This is a genomic window from Paenibacillus sp. SZ31 (assembly GCF_012912005.1).
Classification (GTDB): Bacteria; Bacillota; Bacilli; order Paenibacillales; family Paenibacillaceae; genus Paenibacillus.
Genome location: NZ_JABBEA010000011.1, coordinates 182,942 through 203,588 on the forward strand (window position 1 = coordinate 182,942; position 20,647 = coordinate 203,588).

Annotated in this window: 11 protein-coding genes and 1 pseudogene; 10 read left to right on the plus strand and 2 right to left on the minus strand. The window is 45.9% G+C overall.

The genetic code is table 11. The features are described 5' to 3' along the window. Window positions 1–42: 42 nt before the first annotated feature. The 9 genes from HF638_RS20255 (at window position 43) to HF638_RS20295 (ending at window position 17,352) form a co-directional block, all read left to right on the plus strand. Window positions 43–3,381, plus strand: coding sequence for a DUF5107 domain-containing protein (locus HF638_RS20255; RefSeq protein WP_169481777.1), 3,339 nt, complete (start codon window positions 43–45; stop codon window positions 3,379–3,381). 44 nt (window positions 3,382–3,425) lie between these two features. Then, window positions 3,426–5,765, plus strand: coding sequence for a beta-galactosidase (locus HF638_RS20260; protein WP_169481778.1), 2,340 nt, complete (start codon window positions 3,426–3,428; stop codon window positions 5,763–5,765). Window positions 5,766–6,177: 412 nt separating this feature from the next. Continuing rightward, a complete protein-coding gene (locus HF638_RS20265) occupies window positions 6,178–7,110 on the plus strand; it encodes a glycoside hydrolase family 5 protein (protein WP_445255408.1) in 933 nt (310 codons plus the stop codon). Window positions 7,111–7,290: 180 nt separating this feature from the next. Next, window positions 7,291–9,360, plus strand: a complete 2,070-nt coding sequence (locus HF638_RS20270) for a bifunctional aldolase/short-chain dehydrogenase (RefSeq protein WP_169481780.1) — start codon at window positions 7,291–7,293, stop codon at window positions 9,358–9,360. A gap of 18 nt (window positions 9,361–9,378) precedes the next feature. Beyond that, complete coding sequence (gene rhaA / locus HF638_RS20275) at window positions 9,379–10,650, plus strand: L-rhamnose isomerase (protein WP_169481781.1); 1,272 nt, start codon at window positions 9,379–9,381, stop codon at window positions 10,648–10,650. Between the two features lie 158 nt (window positions 10,651–10,808). Next, window positions 10,809–12,482, plus strand: coding sequence for a ribonuclease J (locus tag HF638_RS20280; RefSeq protein ID WP_169481782.1), 1,674 nt, complete (start codon window positions 10,809–10,811; stop codon window positions 12,480–12,482). 254 nt (window positions 12,483–12,736) lie between these two features. Further along, complete coding sequence (locus HF638_RS20285; protein ID WP_169481783.1) at window positions 12,737–13,720, plus strand: LacI family DNA-binding transcriptional regulator; 984 nt, start codon at window positions 12,737–12,739, stop codon at window positions 13,718–13,720. Window positions 13,721–13,867: 147 nt separating this feature from the next. Continuing rightward, window positions 13,868–15,343 carry a glycoside hydrolase family 32 protein gene (locus HF638_RS20290; protein WP_169481784.1) on the plus strand — a complete coding sequence of 492 codons (1,476 nt, stop codon included), beginning with the start codon at window positions 13,868–13,870 and terminating at the stop codon, window positions 15,341–15,343. A gap of 26 nt (window positions 15,344–15,369) precedes the next feature. Then, on the plus strand, window positions 15,370–17,352 hold the full coding sequence (locus HF638_RS20295; protein ID WP_169481785.1) for a sucrose-specific PTS transporter subunit IIBC: 1,983 nt from the start codon (window positions 15,370–15,372) through the stop codon (window positions 17,350–17,352). A gap of 72 nt (window positions 17,353–17,424) precedes the next feature. Here the strand turns inward: HF638_RS20295 and HF638_RS28645 are convergent. Together HF638_RS28645 and HF638_RS20305 are read right to left on the minus strand one after the other, a co-directional pair. Continuing rightward, window positions 17,425–17,619, minus strand: a pseudogene (locus HF638_RS28645) (manganese catalase family protein); the annotation flags it as partial. Window positions 17,620–17,697: 78 nt separating this feature from the next. Next, complete coding sequence (locus HF638_RS20305; protein WP_169481786.1) at window positions 17,698–19,428, minus strand: cellulase family glycosylhydrolase; 1,731 nt, start codon at window positions 19,426–19,428, stop codon at window positions 17,698–17,700. Window positions 19,429–19,748: 320 nt separating this feature from the next. On the opposite strand from HF638_RS20305, the gene HF638_RS20310 reads away from it, so the two are divergent. Then, window positions 19,749–20,579, plus strand: coding sequence for an amidohydrolase family protein (locus HF638_RS20310; RefSeq protein WP_169481787.1), 831 nt, complete (start codon window positions 19,749–19,751; stop codon window positions 20,577–20,579). Window positions 20,580–20,647: the final 68 nt, after the last annotated feature.

Genomic DNA, 20,647 nt, shown 5'->3' on the forward strand with positions numbered 1-20,647 from the left:
AGCGTATGATCATCATATACACGAGGCCAAGGAGTGAGGGAATTGAATCACGTGACAGCGAAATCGAACGTACGCATATGGGAAGAAACCAGAGACATTCCAACCTATGGTACTGGTAAACCGGACAAAAATCCGATGTTTCTCGAAAAGCGAATCTATCAGGGCAGTTCGGGTAAGGTGTACCCGTATCCCGTGATCGACAGCATTGAAGATGAAGTAAAAATGAAATCGTATCGATTAATTATTCTCGAAAATGAATACGTTCGTATCGAGATGATGCCTGAACTGGGTGGACGTATCTATCGTGCGTTGGATCGGACTAACGACTACGATTTTGTATATTATAACCGGGTGATTAAACCTGCGCTTGTGGGTCTGGCAGGGCCATGGATTTCAGGCGGAATTGAATTCAACTGGCCACAGCATCATCGGCCGAACACGTTTGGTCCAGTCGATTATACATTTGACAGTAATGAAGATGGAAGCGCTACCTTATGGGTGGGTGAGATTGATCGTATGTATGGTACCAAAATGACCGCGGGCTTCACATTACATCCCGGCAAAGCCTATCTTGAAATCCATGCTGAGGTATACAATCGCACCAGCACACCTCAAACTTTTCTATGGTGGGCCAATCCGGCTGTAGCCGTCAACGATCATACGCAATCGGTGTTTCCACCTGATGTAACGGCTGTATTGGATCATGGCAAACGGGACGTATCCCGGTTTCCGATTGCAACCGGAACCTATTATAAGATGGACTATTCCGAAGGTGTGGATATCTCGCGATACAAAAACATACCGGTTCCAACATCCTACATGGCGTATAAGTCGGATTATAATTTCGTAGGCGGCTATGACCACGGAGTTCAGGCAGGTTTGTTACATGTAGCCAATCACCATATCTCACCCGGCAAGAAACAATGGACCTGGGGGAACGGGGCATTCGGGCAAGCCTGGGATCGACAGTTAACGGACGAGGATGGACCTTATATTGAATTAATGACAGGCATCTATACCGATAATCAGCCTGATTTTACATGGTTACAGCCCTATGAAGCGAAATCATTTTCGCAGTATTTTATGCCGTATAAAGGAATTGGCATGGTCAAAAATGCAACGATTGATGCAGCGGTTAATCTGGAAATGGACGAAACGACAGGAACGGTAACTGTGATGGTATATGCGACGTCGGTTTTTGAACAAGTGACCGTTGAAGTGATAGGACCAACTGCGGTATATATTCATGAGAGATGCAATATTTCACCTACGCAATTATATAAGTCTTCATTCCCGTGGAGCGGACAAGATGAATGGCATCAGTTGAAGTTAAGTGTTCGAACTGCGGACGGAAGACTGCTTGTGGCCTATCAACCTGAACGGTCCGAGATTCAGGAAGTTCCCGATCCGGCAAAACCACTCCCGCTCCCATCCGAGATTCGTACGAATGAACAACTATATCTGGCTGGTCTGCATCTGGAGCAATATCGGCATGCCACGTATGAACCGGAACCTTATTATTTGGAAGGCTTGAAGCGTGATGCAACGGATATCCGTCTAAACATTGCGTATGGCACATTACTGCTGCGTAGAGGATTGTTACAAGATGCTGAGAAGCATTTCAGACAGGCCGTACAATCGCTGACGTGGAAAAATACGAATCCATATGATAGTGAAGCTTATTATCAGCTCGGTCTCAGTTTGAAACTACAGGGGAGACAGGAAGAATCCTATGCAGCTCTCTATAAAGCCGTATGGTCTGCACAGTATCAGGATACGGGTTATTACATGCTTGCTCAGATCGATACGGGGCAACATCGGTATATCGAAGCGCTGGATCACATTGAACGTTCGCTGGTCCGTAACGCCAGAAACTACAAGGCTCGTCATCTGAAGGTGGCTCTGCTGCGTAGATTGGGTCAGGATAAACGGGCCATTCAATATGCGCATGAAACGTTGGAACTGGACCAGGTTGAATTTGGAGCTGCACATGAATTAGCCCTGATCTACAGCAAAGCGACTGTACCTTCAGAGAAAGAGCAAGTGGAGCAAGCTCGTGAGCATTTCCATCGTCTGATGCGAGGAGACGTTCATAATTATCTGAATCTGGCCGCGGATTATACCGAGAGTGGATTATGGGAAGAAGCACTGACGGTACTCTCCTATGTTGAATCCGAAGTTTCACAACAGTATCCCATGGTTGGTTATGCGGAGGCCTACTTGTATCGTCAGTTGGGGGATGTGGAACAGGCACGAGAATATCAAAAGCAGGGGAAAGCTGCTCCAACCGATTATTGTTTTCCTAACACGCTATTTGAATTCCTGGTGCTTCAGGATGTATTGGCAGTGGATTCGAATGATGCGCGTGCTCACTATTACCTGGGAAATTGGCTGTATGATCATAAACGCTACGAGGAAGCGATCACTCATTGGGAAACTTCGCGTGAGGCGGATGATGCCTATTCGACTGTACATCGGAATCTGGGACTGGCTTATTATAACAAGCTGAATCGGCCCGATCTTGCACTGGCATCTTTAGAGGAAGCTTTCCGGTTGGATTCACAGGATGCCCGAATCTTCTACGAGTTGGATCAATTGCGCAAGAAGATGGGATATTCTTGTGAGCGTCGAATTAAATTGTTGGAACAACATATAGAGTTGGTTCATCACCGTGATGATCTGTATATCGAGTGGGTGACTCTATTAAATATGCAGGGTAGTCATCAGGAAGCATGGGATGCTCTTCAGGCACGGCGGTTTCATCCCTGGGAGGGTGGAGAAGGCAAAGTTACAGGACAATATGTTACGGCACTGACGGAACTGGCGAAGCAAAATCTGGAGAAACAACAACCTGAACTAGCATTGGAGCTGTTGCAGAAGGCTTTGGTTTACCCGGAGAACTTAGGTGAAGGTAAACTGGAGGGAGCTGTAGACAATCCATTGTACTTTTATCTGGGCTGTGCCTACCAGCAACTGAAGAATAATCAGGCTGCAGAGGAGAATTTCCACAGAGCATCAATTGGTCTAAACGAACCGGCAAGCGCGATGTTCTATAATGATCAGCCGCCGGAATCGATCTATTATCAGGGACTGGCCTGGCATAAGCTTGGCAATGTTAAGGAAGCAAACAGGCGCTTCAACAAACTGATTGATTATGCCGAAAGACATATGCAAGATCACATCCGAATGGATTACTTTGCGGTCTCTCTGCCCGATTTTCTAGTATTCGACGACGATCTAGATCAGCGAAATGAAGAACATTGCCGGTATATGCGGGCATTGGGTCTTCTGGGACTGGGTCGGACGAATGAGGCAAAAGATGAGTTGGAGCGAGTACTGGAGAAGAACCCGAATCATCAAGGGGCAATCGTCCATCGATAATCGTTTCAACACATCCCATTTATATCGAAGGAGTTATATAATCCATGAATGATAATATAGCAGGTAGCCATATTCGCTTTATATTGGATGCGGAAGATAAAGAGATTCGTGCGGGTCGCATGACTGGTAGTGGTGGCAAGAATCCAAGAGGGGAGTCGTATGACTTTACCAACTATTATATGGTCCATAACGATAAGCCCTACATTCCTGTGGTTGGTGAATTTCACTTCTCCAGATTCGCTTACTTGCAGTGGGAAGAAGAATTACTGAAGATGAAGGCAGGCGGGGTGAACATCGTCGCTTCTTATGTCTTCTGGAATTTTCACGAGGAGCAGGAAGGCGAGTTTAATTGGTCAGGAAACCTGAACTTGCGGCACTTTGTGGATCTGTGTGGCAAACATCAGCTGCCTCTGATTGTACGGATTGGTCCATTCTGTCATGGGGAAGTTCGTAATGGAGGGATGCCAGATTGGTTATTTAGTTACCCATTTGAAGTTAGATCGAATGATGAAGGGTATCTGTATTATGCCAAGCGATTATATAGGGAGATTGCCCGTCAGCTTAATGGCTGTTTTCACCAGGAGGGTGGGCCCGTTATAGCCGTACAGTTGGAAAATGAGTACATGCACGCTGGCGCACCCATGGACGCCTGGGGATATATACGTGAAAAGTATATTTCCTCCGGCCGGGACGGGCGGGAACATCTAAAGGTGCTTCGCCGTATTGCCGAAGAAGTCGGCATGAAACCCATGTTCTATACTGCCACGGCTTGGGGTAATGCTGCGGTGCCCGAAGAAGGCACGTTGCCGATGCTTGCGGGGTATGCGTACACACCATGGATTCCCAATCAGCCTCCAAGCCGGGAGTATTTATTCCGGGATCTGCATATGAATCCTGTGGAGGAAGTGGATTATGACAGTCTGGAGTATCCTGCTGCATATTGCGAACTTGCTGGCGGCATGCAGGTCAGTTATCACGCTCGACCAGTTGTAGACGCGGACAGTGTTGAGGCGATGACCATTGTGAAGCTGGCAAATGGCAGTAATCTCGTTGGATATTACATGTATCATGGTGGTACCAATCCCGTAGGGCAAAAATCTTATATGAACGAACAGGCATTGCCGAAAATGACGTATGACTACCAAGCCCCGCTCGGAGAATTTGGACGTGTTGGTGAATCGTATGACCGCATTCGTACCTTGTCCATGTTCCTGGAAGGATACGGTGATTTACTTGCACCAATGGGCTGTGTTGTACCGGATGGTCAACATGCGATAACACCGGAGAACACGATGGATATGCGTTGGTCTGTTCGCCAACAAGATGGCTCGGGATTCCTGTTCATGAATAATTATCAGGATCATGTGGCGATGCCTGATCGTGATATACAATTGGAGCTGCATACCAGCAAAGGGACTGCTTCTTATCCAAGAGAAGGAACGATGCAACTGAAATCCGGCATGGCAGCCATTCTGCCTTTCCATATGAATCTGAGTGGAATGAAGATCATTAGTGCTACCGTTCAGCCACTGACCCGATTTATGGTAAATCAGGAGCTTACGGCTGTCTTTTATGCCCATGAAGGTATGGCGCCTGAGTATGTTATTGATACATCATCTGTTACGAATGTGGATATGCCCGAAGGCACAGTATCGGAGCAGGGAAATGAAGTTGCGATACACCCGATTGCTGGCAAGGACCATCATCTGCGAATCACAACATCGGATGGTGTGGAAATACGAATCATTACGTTGACCCGTGAAGAGGCATTGCACGCCTACCGTTTCCATGTGGGCGGAGAAGAGAGACTTATCATCAGCAACAGTCATCTGTATCTACAGAATGAGATGCTCATATGCACATCCGTAGAGCAAGCAGAGTTTGAGGTATCCGTTTATCCCGGAGCAGGACAGATTACCGCTTCTGAATATGCCGTCTCAACCCAGTCTAAGCAAGGAGTATTCGATACGTATACATTCCAAGTTTCGCCTTACGAGCCTGCTGTAGAGGTTGATTATCCGAAAGAGTATGCAGTAACACTGAGATTGGACACAGCGTGGCCGGAACAAGTAGATGACGTGTGGGTTGAGATTGATTATGAAGGAGACGTTGCTGCAGCACATATTCATCATCAGATGTTAACAGATCATATTCACTATGGGCACAGCTGGATACTTGGTTTGAAGCAATCCCGTCATTTGTTGGCTGATCACGCGCTTCGTCTGTCTATAACCCCAATTCGAAAAGGGACGACTGAGAGTTATGTGAATCAGGCTTATGTGGAGCGGTTTGAGGGCGTGGAGATCGGAAAATTTAATGAGATTCGGGTGAAACCACAGTACCGGGTGGGGCTGGTACTGGTGGGAGTTAGGGAAGACGCTTAGTCTAAATCAGGAGTTAAACAACAGATAAACAAGACTTAAACAAGAGTTAACTGATGTTTATGATACAGAGGGGTTCTTTCTCCGAGCAATTGTGAGGGGAGAGAGCCTTTTTTTGCTGTGTGATGTAAAAACAAATGATTCCTAATCATGGTAAAAACATCTTGACTAGTAAGCGTTTTCATTTTATTATAACCTCATAACCTTATCGATAAAGTTAATTTAACATAATTACGCAAATTAATTAGGGTGTGTAATCAAGGTTTAATTAGGGGCAGGTTAATTCTATTACCAACGATTTTAGTTAACTTCTTGCCTTGAGCAGGGTTAATTGAAATAAAAAACAAATACAGGAGGTTCCAAACGAATGGTTAATCTGAAAAAGTGTACAATCTTCACGGTTATTGCTGCTCTCATGTTCATGGTACTGGGAAGTGCAGCCCCCAAAGCATCTGCTGCTACAGGATTTTATGTAAGCGGTAACAAGTTATATGATTCCACAGGTAAAGCTTTTGTCATGAGAGGTGTTAATCACGGACATTCTTGGTTCAAAAATGATTTAAATACCGCTATCCCTGCAATCGCTAAAACAGGTGCCAATACAGTACGCATTGTTCTTTCAAATGGTGCCCAGTACACCAAAGATGATCTGAACGCTGTTAAAAATATAATTAACGTGGTCAACCAAAATAAAATGATAGCTGTACTTGAAGTCCATGACGCCACAGGGAAAGATGACTATAATTCGTTGGACGCGGCGGTGAACTACTGGATTAGCATTAAGGAAGCTTTGATTGGCAAAGAAGATCGGGTAATCGTGAACATTGCGAATGAATGGTATGGAACGTGGAATGGAAGTGCGTGGGCCGATGGTTACAAAAAAGCCATTCCGAAATTAAGAAACGCGGGAATCAAAAATACGCTGATTGTGGATGCAGCAGGATGGGGACAATTCCCTCAATCCATCGTCGATTATGGACAAAGTGTATTCGCAGCCGACTCACAGAAAAATACCGTGTTCTCCATTCATATGTATGAGTATGCTGGCAAAGATGCTGCAACCGTCAAAGCCAATATGGAAAATGTGCTGAACAAAGGATTGGCTCTGATCATTGGTGAGTTCGGGGGATACCACACGAATGGTGATGTGGACGAGTATGCCATCATGAGATATGGTCAGGAAAAAGGGGTGGGCTGGCTGGCCTGGTCCTGGTATGGAAACAGTTCTGGTCTGAACTACCTGGACATGGCTACAGGTCCGAACGGAAGTTTGACGAGCTTCGGAAACACCGTAGTGAATGATACCTATGGAATTAAAAACACTTCCCAAAAAGCGGGGATTTTCTAATCCGCTGATGAAACAGGAACACTCTGACGTTCACGTCAGGGTGTTTTTTTAAATAAAAGTGCTTAATCCATATTGGTTTTTGAATTTTTCCGTTTATATTTAAAATCTTTTGTTTTCAAAACAAAACAAAGATGATAAACTCGAATTAGGAATAAAACAAACATTATCGGAGGGAAACGAATGGTACAGAGTTTATGGAATGCATCACAGGCATCTGAGAACACAACAGGACTGGAGCAATTGGTTTACCGATCCAACCTGATTGGAACCGATCGCAGTGTATGTAACATTTTCGGTGGTAATACATCTACCAAAACGACAGTGAAGGATTTTCGTGGTCGTGATGTAGAAGTAATGTATGTGAAAGGCAGCGGCTCCGATCTGGGTTCTATGGAAGCGAAGCATTTTACCGGACTTGGGCTCGAAGACATTCGACCATTAATTGAACGTGAATCCATGTCGGATGAAGAGATGGTTGAATATCTGGGACATTGCATGATTGATGCCAAGCACCCGCGTGCCTCCATCGAGACTCTGCTGCATGCGTTCCTTCCATATAAGCATGTAGATCATACTCACCCGGATGCGATTATCAGTTTGTGTTGTGCGCATAACGGCAAGGAATTGGCAAGAGAGATCTACGGTGATCGTTTCGTATGGGTGCCTTACGTTCGTCCAGGGTTTACGTTATCTAAAATGATTGCTGAAAGCGTATTCTCGAATCCTAATGCCGAACTCGTACTGATGGAAAAACACGGACTTGTGACTTGGGGAGAAACATCCGAGGAATGTTACGCTCAAACGATCAAGATTATCAATGAAGCAGAAGCATTCATCGAAGCACGGGTGGACGAAGGAAGCTTGTTCGGTGGTGTGAAACACCCAGCATTGGCCGCTGATGTTCGTCGTCAGATCGTATCACGTGTAATGCCAACGATTCGTGGAGCGGTATCGGATAGTAAAAAAATGATTTTGTCCTTTGATGATCAGGCGGATGTGCTTGCTTTTGTAGGCGGAGCGGACTCTCCGCAATTGTCTCAGGTGGGTGCGGCTTGCCCGGATCATCTGGTACATACCAAAGTCGTACCTCTGTTCATCGATTGGACACCGGATGCGGAAGATATCGAAGGCTTGAAAGCCAAGCTGGTAGAAGGCGTTGCCGCCTACAAAGAACAATATCAGCAGTATTTTGAGAGCAACAAAAACGAAGGTGATGTCATGTTCGAAGCCGCACCTCGTGTTATCCTCATTCCGGGTGTGGGCATGATCAACACAGGCAAGAGCTGGGCGCTCTCTCAAGTAAGCGGTGCATTATATCATAGAGCCATTGCTGTTATGCGTGGAGCTACAAGCTTGGGTCAATTCGTATCGCTCAGTGCAAACGAATCTTACAATGTGGAGTACTGGCCGCTCGAATTGTACAAATTGTCCCTGGCTCCAGCAGAAACTGAATTCTCCCGCAAAGTGGCGTTTATCACAGGGGGCGCAGGCGGGATCGGAAGTGAAACAGCACGTAGATTGGTATCTGAAGGTGCTCATGTCGTGCTTGCTGATCTCAACCTGGAGGGCGCACAGAAGGTAGCACAGGAAATCAATGATCAGTACGGTGCGAATCGTGCGTATGCGCTGAAAATGGATGTGACCGATGAGGAAGCCGTTCAATCTGCATATGCAGATGTTGCGGTGCAATATGGCGGGGTAGATATCATCGTGAACAATGCGGGACTCGCGACATCCAGCCCATTCGACGAAACGTCCCTGAAAGAATGGAACCTGAACATGAATGTACTGGGTACAGGGTATTTCCTTGTGGCTCGTGAAGCGTTCAAGCTGATGAAACAGCAGGGTATTGGTGGAAGCATGGTATTTATCGGGTCCAAGAACTCGGTGTATGCGGGTAAAAGTGCCTCTGCTTATAGCTCAGCGAAAGCGCTGGAAGCACATCTGGCACGTTGCATTGCAGCAGAAGGCGGAGAGTATGGCATTCGTGTCAACACAATCCTTCCGGATGCCATTCTACAGGGTTCAGCGATCTGGAACGGTTCCTGGAGAAATGAACGAGCAGCGGCATACGGTATTGAGCCAGATCAATTAGAAGAGTATTACCGTAAACGGACGACATTGCTCGTGAATATCTATCCAAGAGATATTGCGGAAGGAATTGCATTCTTTGCTTCTTCGAAATCCGAAAAAACAACCGGTTGCATGATGACCATTGATGGCGGTGTACCGGCAGCATTTACACGTTAAATAGGAGGGTTCTTGCGGATGGATAACCAAGTCAAGCAAGCGTATGAAGCAGCCAAAGCATTGTATGCCCAGCACGGAATTGATACGGATGAGGTGCTGAACAAACTCGCGGATATCAAAGTATCCGTACACTGTTGGCAAGGCGACGATGTCAAAGGCTTTCTGAACAAAGATGGAGAGTTAACAGGTGGTATTTCCGTGACAGGTCAGTATCCGGGTGCTGCGACCACACCTGCTGAACTTCGCAACGATTTGGAGCAAGCTTTCGCTCTGATTCCCGGCAAACATAAGGTCAATCTGCATGCGATCTACACGGATACAGACGAGAAGGTTGAACTGGATCGGATTGAGCCGAAGCATTATGAGAACTGGGTGAAATGGGCTAAAGAACAAGGACTTGGTCTGGACTTCAACCCAACATGTTTTTCCCATGAAAAATCAAGTGACGGATTCACGCTCAGTCATCCGGACCCTGAGATTCGCAAGTTCTGGATTGATCACTGCAAGGCTTCTCGCCGGATTGGTGCATACTTCGGGGAACAGCTTGGTCAGACTTGTGTAACCAATGTATGGGTGCCGGACGGATTCAAGGATAATCCGGTTGACCGGTTGACACCACGTAAACGTCTTAAGGAATCGCTAGATGAAGTATTCGGCGAACCACTTAACCCGGAGCACAATCTGGACGCGGTAGAGAGTAAGTTGTTTGGTCTCGGTTCGGAAGCATATGTGGTGGGTTCTCATGAATTCTATATGGGTTACGGTTTGCAAAATGATACGTTAATCTGCCTGGATGCTGGTCATTTTCATCCAACAGAAGTTATCTCCAATAAACTGTCGTCCCTATCTTTGTTTACTAGCGGCATTCTGCTTCACGTAAGCCGCCCGATGCGATGGGACAGTGACCATGTGGTAATTATGGACGATGAGTTGCTGGAAATTGCCCGTGAACTGGTTCGACATGATCTTCTTGCGACCACACATATTGGACTGGATTTCTTTGATGCAAGTATTAACCGTGTAGCTGCATGGGTTGTGGGTACACGTAATACTGTCAAAGCTCTTCTGCGTGCGATGCTGGAACCGGTGGATGCCTTGAAACAAGCCGAGTTGGACGGAGATTACACCCTGCGTCTAGCATTGACGGAAGAGTTCAAATCCTATCCGTTTGGCGCGATCTGGGACTACTATTGTGCTCAGCAAGGCGTTCCAGTTCGTGAAAAGTGGATCACCGATATCAAAACCTATGAACAAGACGTATTGCTACAGCGTGATAAATCATTGGTGTAACCGCATTTATTTTTCGTATAAACCACTATGGAATGAAAATTCCGTGGTGGTTTTTTTGGCATAATCAAGCTTAAATGCATAAGTGAGGCGATTGTTTCCATACTAGGAATATAGATCCGAATCGCATACGTTTGCTTACGCAGAGGAGGTTAATAGAGTTGAATCTGGCCCATAACAAACTGTATATCGCTGCACTTGGCGGCGTGAATGAAATAGGAAAGAATATGTATTTCATCCAATACAATCAGGACATCATCGTGATTGACTGTGGTTCGAAGTTTCCCGATGAGACCTTGCCGGGTATTGATCTGATCATTCCGGATGTAACGTATCTGCTGGAGAATCTGGATAAAGTAAGGGGTCTTGTGGTTACCCACGGACACGAAGATCACATCGGTGGCATTCCTTATTTGTTAAAACAAATGAACATTCCGGTGTATGCATCCAGGCTCACGCGCGGGCTGATCGAACTTAAACTGAAAGAGCATGGGCTGCTGCGCCAGGCGGACCTGCACACGATCGATGCTCACTCCAGCATTACGCTGGGAGGGATCGAAGTTTCCTTTTTCGCAACCAGTCATAGTATTCCAGATTGTCTTGGGATTTTCTTTCAGACCCCAGCCGGTAATGTCGTGCACACCGGAGATTTCAAATTCGACATGTCTCCTGTACATGGACCTTTCCCTGATCTGCACCGTATGGCCGAGATTGGAAAACAAGGCGTTCATATATTGCTCTCCGAAAGTACCAATGCAGAAAGACCCGGATTTACACCTTCCGAGCGTATTGTAGGAGACCACATTCTGGATGCCTTTATCCGTGCGAAACAAAAAGTATTTATCTCGACCTTTGCGTCAAATGTTAGCAGGGTACAGCAGATTGTGAATGCAGCATTCGAGACAGGGCGCAAACTGGCACTGTTGGGCAGAAGTATGGTGAATGTGGTATCGGTGGCAAGTGAATTGGGGTATTTGCAAGTTCCTGACGGACTGTTGATTGAGGCCATTGATTCGGATCAGTTTCCACCAGAACAAGTTGTTGTATTATGTACCGGTAGCCAGGGAGAGGCGATGGCAGCATTGTCACGTTTGGCATCTGGTAAGCATCCTCACGTAAGAATTAACGCCGGGGATACGGTTATTATTGCCGCCGGAGCCATTCCGGGCAATGAACGGAATCTTGCACATGTGATTGATAATCTGTATGTTCTCGGAGCACGTGTGATATATGGTTCTAGTGGTGCGGCAGGAATGCATGTCTCTGGACACGGCAGTCAGGAAGAACTCAAATTGATGTTGACCCTGATGAAGCCGGATTATCTGATTCCGATCCACGGTGAGTTCCGCATGTTGTATCAGCACAGACTGCTTGCCGAGTCCGTAGGTATAGCGCGTGATCATGTGTTTATTGTGAATAATGGGGATATGGTCCAATACAAAGACGGCACTGCTTCTCTGGGTCCCAAAATTGCGTCAGGCAACAGTCTCGTAGACGGTCTGATCATGGGCGATGTCGGTAACATTGTACTTCGTGACCGCAGGCAGCTGTCATCCGATGGCATGCTGGTGATTGTGACTACACTGAGCAAAACGGAGAAACACTTGGTAACCTCACCCGAAATTATCTCCAGAGGGTTCGTATTCGTCAAGGACTCGGAAGAATTCATGCATGAGATTCATGAGCTGGTTCTGAACCGAATGGGGGAGTTGACCGGCGCTGGTGTGAATCAGTGGAATGTGATCAAAAGAAAACTTAAAGACGAGATCGGTCACTACATTTACGCTCAAACAAAGAGAAGACCTATGATACTGCCGATCATAATCGAAGTCTGAAACTGTAAGGAATAGGGAGCATTATTGTGCTGATGGTCTGAGCAAACGTGTATATTGAAATTTAACAGCCTGATGAATGTCGGATCATACTTATGTATGAACGTCACATTATTATCGGGCTTTTGCTGTGTAATAGGAACCGTTCAAATTGTACATAGGTGTGCGATAAATTGAGTTGAATCAAATTCGCCATGGGTTTGCGATTCGAAGTATAATAAAAGGTAAACTAGCTTATAGAAATAAGAGGAGTCTTTATGAATAAAACGATTTCTGATATCGCTCAGATGGCAGGTGTGGCGAAGAGCACGGTCTCTCGCTTCCTGAATGGAGGATCTGTTAGTGAGGATACAGCCCAGAAGATTGAGCGCATTATCAAACAATACAATTATGTTCCCAACACATTTGCACAGAGTCTAAAGGCGAAGAAGACCAGTATTATCGGTACGGTTGTGCCACGACTCGATTCTTTTGCGACATCCCAGACATTGATCGGAATTGATGAAGAACTGCGGAGTAATCAGTATCAGATGCTGATTGCGAATACGAGCCAGGACATGCAGCGCGAGATTGATGCCATATATGATTTTGCAAGACAGAAGGTGTCGGGTATTATTCTGCTGGCGGCTGAAGTAACTGAAGCACATCTGAAGGCCGTTAAGGATATAGGTATTCCCGTGTTATTGGTGGGGCAGCAGCATGAGCAACTACACAGTTTGGTTCACAATGATGATCAGGCAGGCTATGAGATGGGAAGATACGTCGTCGGACAGGGCCACCGCAAGATCGTGTATATGGGAGTTAGCGAGAAGGATCAGGCGGTGGGTATTCATCGCAAACAGGGATTCCAGCGAGCGATCGCCGAGTGTGGTGAATGCGAAGTGAAGTATTATGAGACGAGCTTCAAGATGTCTGAAGCCATCGTTACCGCTGAAGCCATACTGAAAGAGATTACACCAACGATCATTGTAGGGGCTACGGATAATATCGCACTGGGTGTGATGAAGATTGCGTTCTCCAATAAAATCCGCATACCGCAAGAATTATCTGTTACCGGATTTGGCGGATACGATATTACAGAGATGATTCATCCCACGCTAACGACCGTGAAATATCACTATCTGCAGGCAGGCAAAGTAGCAGCGAATCATATTATACGTCTGGTCAAAGGCGAGTCGGTGGAGGAACGAACAACACTTGATGTAGAACTTATTCCTCGAGAAAGCGTTGACAAAATATAAAAACATCCTTTATGATAATTCCATCGAACCGGTTCCATTATATATATCCAATTCGGATATACGAACACGGGCAGGCACTAATGCCATATGGAATTATTTTTTTGCGTTGAACGGAACCGGTTCCTATAATTTGAATGGAGAACAGCTATGAAGATGACTAGAGAGCAACGCTACAGACGAATTGAGCAAGCGGAGCCTGGAGAGATTGCGAAGCTTGAAGCACAGATATCCGAATGTCCATGGAGACAGAGTTATCACATTCAGCCCGTAACAGGTCTGCTTAATGATCCTAACGGCTTTGCATATTATCAAGGCTATTATCATCTGTTCTATCAGTGGTTTCCACTTGGAACAGAACACGGCATGAAATACTGGTATCACACCCGCTCGAAGAATCTGGTGAACTGGGAAAATGTCGGCATTGGCATTCAACCTGGTGACCCATATGACTCGCACGGAGCTTATTCCGGTAGCGCGATTGAAAAAGACGGCAAGCTGCATTTGCTGTACACAGGCAATACGAGAGATGAGGCTTGGGTCAGAAATCCGTATCAATGCTTGGCAGTCATGGATGAAAGCGGTTCAGTAAGCAAGCTGAATCATCCGATAATCTCTTCGGTTCCACACGGATACACGGAACACTTTAGAGATCCCAAAGTGTGGCAACAAGGAGACACGTATTATTGTGTAATCGGAGCACAGCGAGCAGATGAGACGGGATGTACGGTGCTGTATCGCTCATCAGATCTGAGAAACTGGGAGTTTCTTGGTGAAATTCGTACGCAGCTAACCTCCTTTGGCTACATGTGGGAATGCCCGGATTATATGGAGATGGACGAGAAAGGTGTGCTTGTCTTTTCCCCACAAGGCATAGACGCTGCAGGAGATCACTATCAGAATATTTTTCAGTCTGGTTATCTGATCGGTGACCCGCTGAATCTACAGACGAGAGAGTTCAATCATGGTGAATTTCAGGAACTGGATCGTGGATTCGATTTCTATGCTCCGCAGACCATGCATGGCCCGGACGGAAGACGGATTCTGGTTGGTTGGATGGGACTTCCCGATCTGCGATACCCGACAGATGATAGTGGCTGGGCTCATTGCCTGACCATTCCTCGGCAACTTTCACTGCGAGACGGGAAGTTAATTCAACAACCTGTTGCAGAGATGGTGCAATTGCGTCTGCAAGAGGAAGGGACTCATATTCTTGCAACGATTGACAATGAGAGTCGATCCTTCGCTGGTTTTGAGGGGATTGCCTATGAGCTGATATGTGAGATGAGCCATGTAGATGCAGAGACTGTAGGCATCGAATTCCGGGCAGATGGAGCTGAGAAAACGGTTCTTCTGTATGATCGGATTCAGCAAAAAGTTGTTCTGGATCGGACCATGTCGGGTGCCGAGTTGGCAGAGCAAAATGGTACGATACGGCGGTGCACACTTACTGCAGACGTGATTAAGTTCCATCTGTTCGTAGATTCGTCTTCGGTCGAGATCTTTGTGAATGATGGGGAAGAGGTCTTTACCAGCCGGATTTTCCCAAGTCGGGACAGCGTGGACATTCGATTCTTTGCACACGGCGGCAAGGCTGATTTTGAAGCAACTCAATGGCATTATTAAGTATTACGTGAGAGGAATGAGATAACATGTCGGAGAATCAACGCATTGCCCAGGAAGTCATTCATGCTATCGGGGGCAAAGAGAATATTGCATCATTTGCACATTGTGCAACACGTCTTCGGATCATGGTGAAAGATAAAGAGAAGATTGATCAGAAAACGATCGAGAATATCGAGAAGGTTAAAGGTGCGTTTTTTAACTCGGGTCAATATCAGATTATCTTCGGTACGGGAACGGTGAATCGAATCTTTGAAGAGGTCGAGAAGCTGGGAATCGAAGGATCGTCCAAGGATGATGTGAAGAGTCAGGGGAAAAAAGAAGGAAACGCTTTTCAACGGGCTATCCGCACGTTTGGTGACGTATTTGTACCTATTATTCCTGTACTGGTTGCCACAGGTTTGTTTATGGGATTGCGCGGATTACTTACCCAGAATGAGATACTGGCTTTGTTCGGTGCAACACCTGATGATATCTCGGCCAATTTCCTGTTGTTCACTCAGATCCTGACGGACACGGCCTTTGCATTCCTGCCTGCGCTCGTAGCGTGGTCCGCATTCCGGGTATTCGGCGGAAGTCCGGTATTGGGTATCGTACTAGGACTAATGCTCGTCAATCCGGCATTACCAAATGCTTACGCGGTGGCAGATGGATCAGCACAGCCGCTGCATATGTTCGGCTTCATACCTGTCGTGGGTTATCAGGGATCTGTTCTACCCGCGTTCTTTGTAGGTTTGATTGGAGCCAAGTTCGAGAAGGTTTTAAGAAGACGAGTGCCTGAGGCACTGGATTTAATTCTGACTCCTTTTATTACGTTGACAGTCATGATTACGCTCGGACTTTTCGCCATTGGTCCTGTATTCCATTCCCTTGAAGAGTGGGTGCTGCATGGAACGACGGCCGTATTGGATCTGCCGTTCGGAATCGCAGGTATTATCATTGGTTTCTTCCATCAGATTATTGTGGTTACCGGTGTGCATCACATCTTTAATTTCCTGGAGATTCAATTGCTGGAGAAGACGGGATTCAACCCATTCAACGCGATTATCACATGTGCTATGGCTGCACAAGGAGCCGCTTGTCTTGCCGTAGGTCTGAAGACCAAAAATATGAAACTCAAAGCACTTGCATTACCTTCGTCCTTGTCCGCATTTCTGGGCATTACGGAGCCAGCGATCTTCGGAGTTAACTTGCGTTATATGAAGCCATTTATTATGGGACTGGTTGGTGGTGGTGTAGGTGGTTTCATCGCTTCATTGTTCCATCTGCAAGGTACAGGCATGGCTGTAACGGTTATTCCGGGAACATTGCTCTATCTGAATAGCCAACTGCCGTTGTACATCTTGTCCAACGTGGTCGCCATGGCCATTGCTTTTGCACTTACCTGGTTCTTCGGATATAAGGATCAACCAGTTGCAGAGGAGTCGGTGAGCCATGACAACAGTGGAGTAACATCAGCTGAAGTTAGTGCAATGGATTCTAATCCGAGCACTGATTCAGCTACCAATGTTATTACAAGCAATCTTCCTAAGGTAGATTTGCTCGAAATAGCTTCGCCAATGAACGGTACCATCGTTGCTCTGGAGCAGGTTCCTGACCCGGCATTCTCGGAAAAACACATGGGTGAGGGCATTGCGATTGAGCCATCTGAAGGTAAAGTATATGCACCGTTTGATGGTGTCATCGCACATATCATGAACAAGAGTAAACATGCGGTGATTCTGGAGCATGAGACAGGTGTACAGATGCTAATTCATATCGGAATTAATACGGTTGGACTGAAAGGAAACGGTTTTACCGCGCATGTGAATAGCGGAGATCGTGTAACTGCAGGACAATTGTTAATTGAATTCGATATGGATGTCATTCAGGCTGCGGGTCTGCCGGTGATTACACCTGTGCTGATTCCAAGTGGAAATGAAACGATTGCGACCGTTACAGCAACATCACTAGGCCATGTTCAAGCTAATGGGGAAGCAGTACTGGTCGTAAAATTTACTGAACCACAATAGTGGCACGTTATAAGGGAAATGGTAGAGATTCATCTCTCCCGTTTCCCTTTTTTTGTGTACACTCGTATGAAATCAAAGAAACAGATCATCGGTGATCTGCATCAAATCTTCCGCAGATATCCCTGGCGCAAATTCTTCCGGCAGATCAGGTAGCTCAGGCACCGGTCCTCCATAACCCGGCAAGCCCGCAAAAGCTTCCAGTTTACCACCATCGGTTGGATGTACACCTTTCCAGATCAGAGCAATGTCCTGATAATCAGGGTTACTTGTACGTTATTGGGTCGTTTGTGAAAGAAAAACGTTCTGCCAGAGCTTTAGGCTCTGAGCAGAACGTTAGATGAGTTCTTATTTGGAAGCTACGCCAACAACGCTGGTTCCATTTTTCGTGATTTTGTACGTAATCACATCTCCGTTCCAGAAGTGGAACTTGAGGGTGACTTCACCATCATTGGTTTCATTAAAGAAGTTTGGTTTCAGCTCAATCACATTACGGTCGTAATCTGGGCTAAATGTATAGGAGAACTCTTTGAACGAAGTCCAGTTCTGTGGACCGGCGTTTTCTCCGTTGGCATATGTTGCTTCCATCGTTGCCAGTTGGTTACCGTTAAACGTAGTCGGAATGGCAAATGCACTAGTTGTACCTGTTGCATCGCTCAACGTAGGTGTGTCATATTTAATGATATTGAAGTTCCAGTCAGCACCTTCGTTGAATCCAGCGGTGAGTGTGGCATTTACACCTAAATCACCAGAGGTTGTCAATTTGGTTAACAGATTGGATTTTAACGTAAGTACATCTTTTCTGATCGTATAGTCTTTACCTCTGACAAGAGGGGTATTGCCGTTCTTCAAAGAATTGAATTTGTTTCCATTCAGATTGAGCTTTACTTTTTTATCTTGAATGGCTTCATTTTGTTTAAGATATACGAGGTCCGTTTCGGCTGTGGATGATCGACCAGTCCAGCTGGCTTGCATCGTATTGAATAATTCTTGGTCAGACCAAGTGAAGCTTGTGCGTCCGAAATGCTGTCCATTGTCCCATAACATCGTTGCCATCTGTTTTTGACGCAGATAATGTCCAACGAATTCGAAGAATTTTAGCTTTTCGCCTTGCTCAATGACACCTGTGTGCTGGTCAAACCCAAGCAAGCCATACTCACCAACGATCACCGGGATGCCTTTGGCTGTGAAAGCATTGTGTACCCGATCGAATGTATCGGTAATGTCTTTCTGTACTTCCTCGTTATACGTGGTGTTACCTGCGATGTTTACACTGAATGGCCAGAACCCATAGTAGTGAACGGTTGCAATAATATTGGAGTCATTCAATTTTTGAATGGTTTTATTCAATGCATCCAGATCCGGTTGAGCAGAAGAGGTATGCATCGTCGGAAGCACAAGTGGACGTGTCTCGTTGTTTCCACCCGAAGTTCTTACGATCTTGTGAAAAGAAGTATTCAACTCGTCCAGCATGCGATATCCAGTCGCTGCATCCGTTGTGCCACCTTCGGAAAAGCGGGGTTCGTTCACACTTTCGAACATGAGTTTATCGGATGCATCTTTGAACTTGTCAGCAATCTGAGTCCAAGCAGCGTTGTAACGTGCAAGCACGTTGTCATGGTCTTTCTCCATGTAACTGATCCAACGCCAGGAATCATGGTGAAGATTGATCATGACATAGAGATCTGCATCGAGCGCCCAATCTACAACTTCTTGAACCCGATTCATGTAAGCGGAATCAATTATGTAGTCTGGTGCGTCGCCGATATGGGCTTCCCAGGTCACAGGGATACGGATACTGTTATAGCCCTCATCTGCGATCGATTGAATCAGTTCCTTCGTAATGCGCGGGTTGCCCCAGGCTGTCTCATCCTCACCAACGGCGTCGAGAGAGTTACCCAGATTCCAGCCAGGCTCCATGTCGTTTACATAGGCCTGCATTTTGCTTGGAGCAGCTGGTGCATCGGCCTGTTCGCTGTTGTCAGTTGCAGCGGAAGCCATAGCTGAAGAGAACAGAGATAGAATCATGGCAGTCACAAGCGTAAGAGAAAGGACTGATTTACGGTTTTTTTTCATCAATATAGTCTCCTTCGAGTATAAAATGGTTGAACTTGAATAGCGGTTAAGCAGGGGTGAAAATAGAGCTCAACGTAAACAATAGTTTACTTGTTTAATACTGGAATCACCACCGATTTATGTACTGAAAGCGTTTTCGTAATTTACTATATCATGATTTAATATTGGACAATACCTGCACAATTGGAATAAAAATCATGTGAAAATCAGTGATTTTGTCATACGAATAGATTGTGTAGTGATCGTGTATTTCATTGGAAATGAAAATCATAAGGTTGCTTTTTAGTGATAATTAGATTTAAATACCCTGGGAGGGATGTAATATGAAGCTGGACGCACATCAACATTTCTGGGAATACAATGTCGCCGATTACGGATGGATTGGAGAAGAGATGAAAGTCATTCGTCAATCTTTTCTCCCGGAAGATCTTGAACCTTTATTGGTCCAATCAGGAATGGACGCATGTATTGCAGTACAAGCCAGACAATCACTGACAGAAACCGAGTGGCTTCTGCAGCTGGCAGATCGGTACGAATGTATCAAAGGTGTAGTCGGATGGGTGGACCTTTGTTCGGATGAAGTTCGGACTCAGCTTGAATTGTTCGCGTCCAATCCGTATCTGAAGGGCGTACGTCATGTCATACAGGATGAACCTGATCTGAAGTATGTATTGCGAGAAGACTTTCAGCAGGGGATTTCATTACTCAAAGAGTATGATTTGGCATATGACCTGTTAGTATCCAAGGAGCAACTGCCTTATGCCGTTGAACTGGTTAAGGCATTTCCTGAACAGCGATTTGTACTTGATCATCTAGCCAAACCCGACATAAAATCAGGTATACTCTCACCCTGGAAAGAAGCACTTGAGTCATTGGCCGCACAACCGAATGCATACTGTAAACTTTCAGGGATAGTGACGGAAGCAGACTGGACAAATTGGACTCCAAAGGATTTTACACCCTATCTGAATATCGCCATAGAAGCCTTTGGTGCGGAACGGTTAATGTTCGGGTCCGACTGGCCCGTGAGCAACGTTTCAGCTACGTATTCTGATGTATACGGTCTCATTACAACTCACATTAATGCCCTACCTATAGCAGATCAACAGATGATTCTTGGCGGCACATGTGCTGCGTTCTATCAAATATCGTAGTGGGCAATCCGAAGCTATACCGGTTTCAAGAAGTTGACAACTGTTCTGATTCTTGCTAAAGTTTTATC

What these genes read in the sequence shown, in the direction of transcription:
- HF638_RS20265 (WP_445255408.1), top strand. Translation starts at nt 6,178, where the DNA reads ATGTTCATGGTACTGGGAAGTGCAGCCCCCAAAGCATCTGCTGCTACA.
- HF638_RS20285 (WP_169481783.1), top strand. Translation starts at nt 12,737, where the DNA reads ATGAATAAAACGATTTCTGATATCGCTCAGATGGCAGGTGTGGCGAAG.
- HF638_RS20290 (WP_169481784.1), top strand. Translation starts at nt 13,868, where the DNA reads ATGAAGATGACTAGAGAGCAACGCTACAGACGAATTGAGCAAGCGGAG.
- HF638_RS20295 (WP_169481785.1), top strand. Translation starts at nt 15,370, where the DNA reads ATGTCGGAGAATCAACGCATTGCCCAGGAAGTCATTCATGCTATCGGG.
- HF638_RS20260 (WP_169481778.1), top strand. Translation starts at nt 3,426, where the DNA reads ATGAATGATAATATAGCAGGTAGCCATATTCGCTTTATATTGGATGCG.
- HF638_RS20270 (WP_169481780.1), top strand. Translation starts at nt 7,291, where the DNA reads ATGGTACAGAGTTTATGGAATGCATCACAGGCATCTGAGAACACAACA.
- rhaA (WP_169481781.1), top strand. Translation starts at nt 9,379, where the DNA reads ATGGATAACCAAGTCAAGCAAGCGTATGAAGCAGCCAAAGCATTGTAT.
- HF638_RS20310 (WP_169481787.1), top strand. Translation starts at nt 19,749, where the DNA reads ATGAAGCTGGACGCACATCAACATTTCTGGGAATACAATGTCGCCGAT.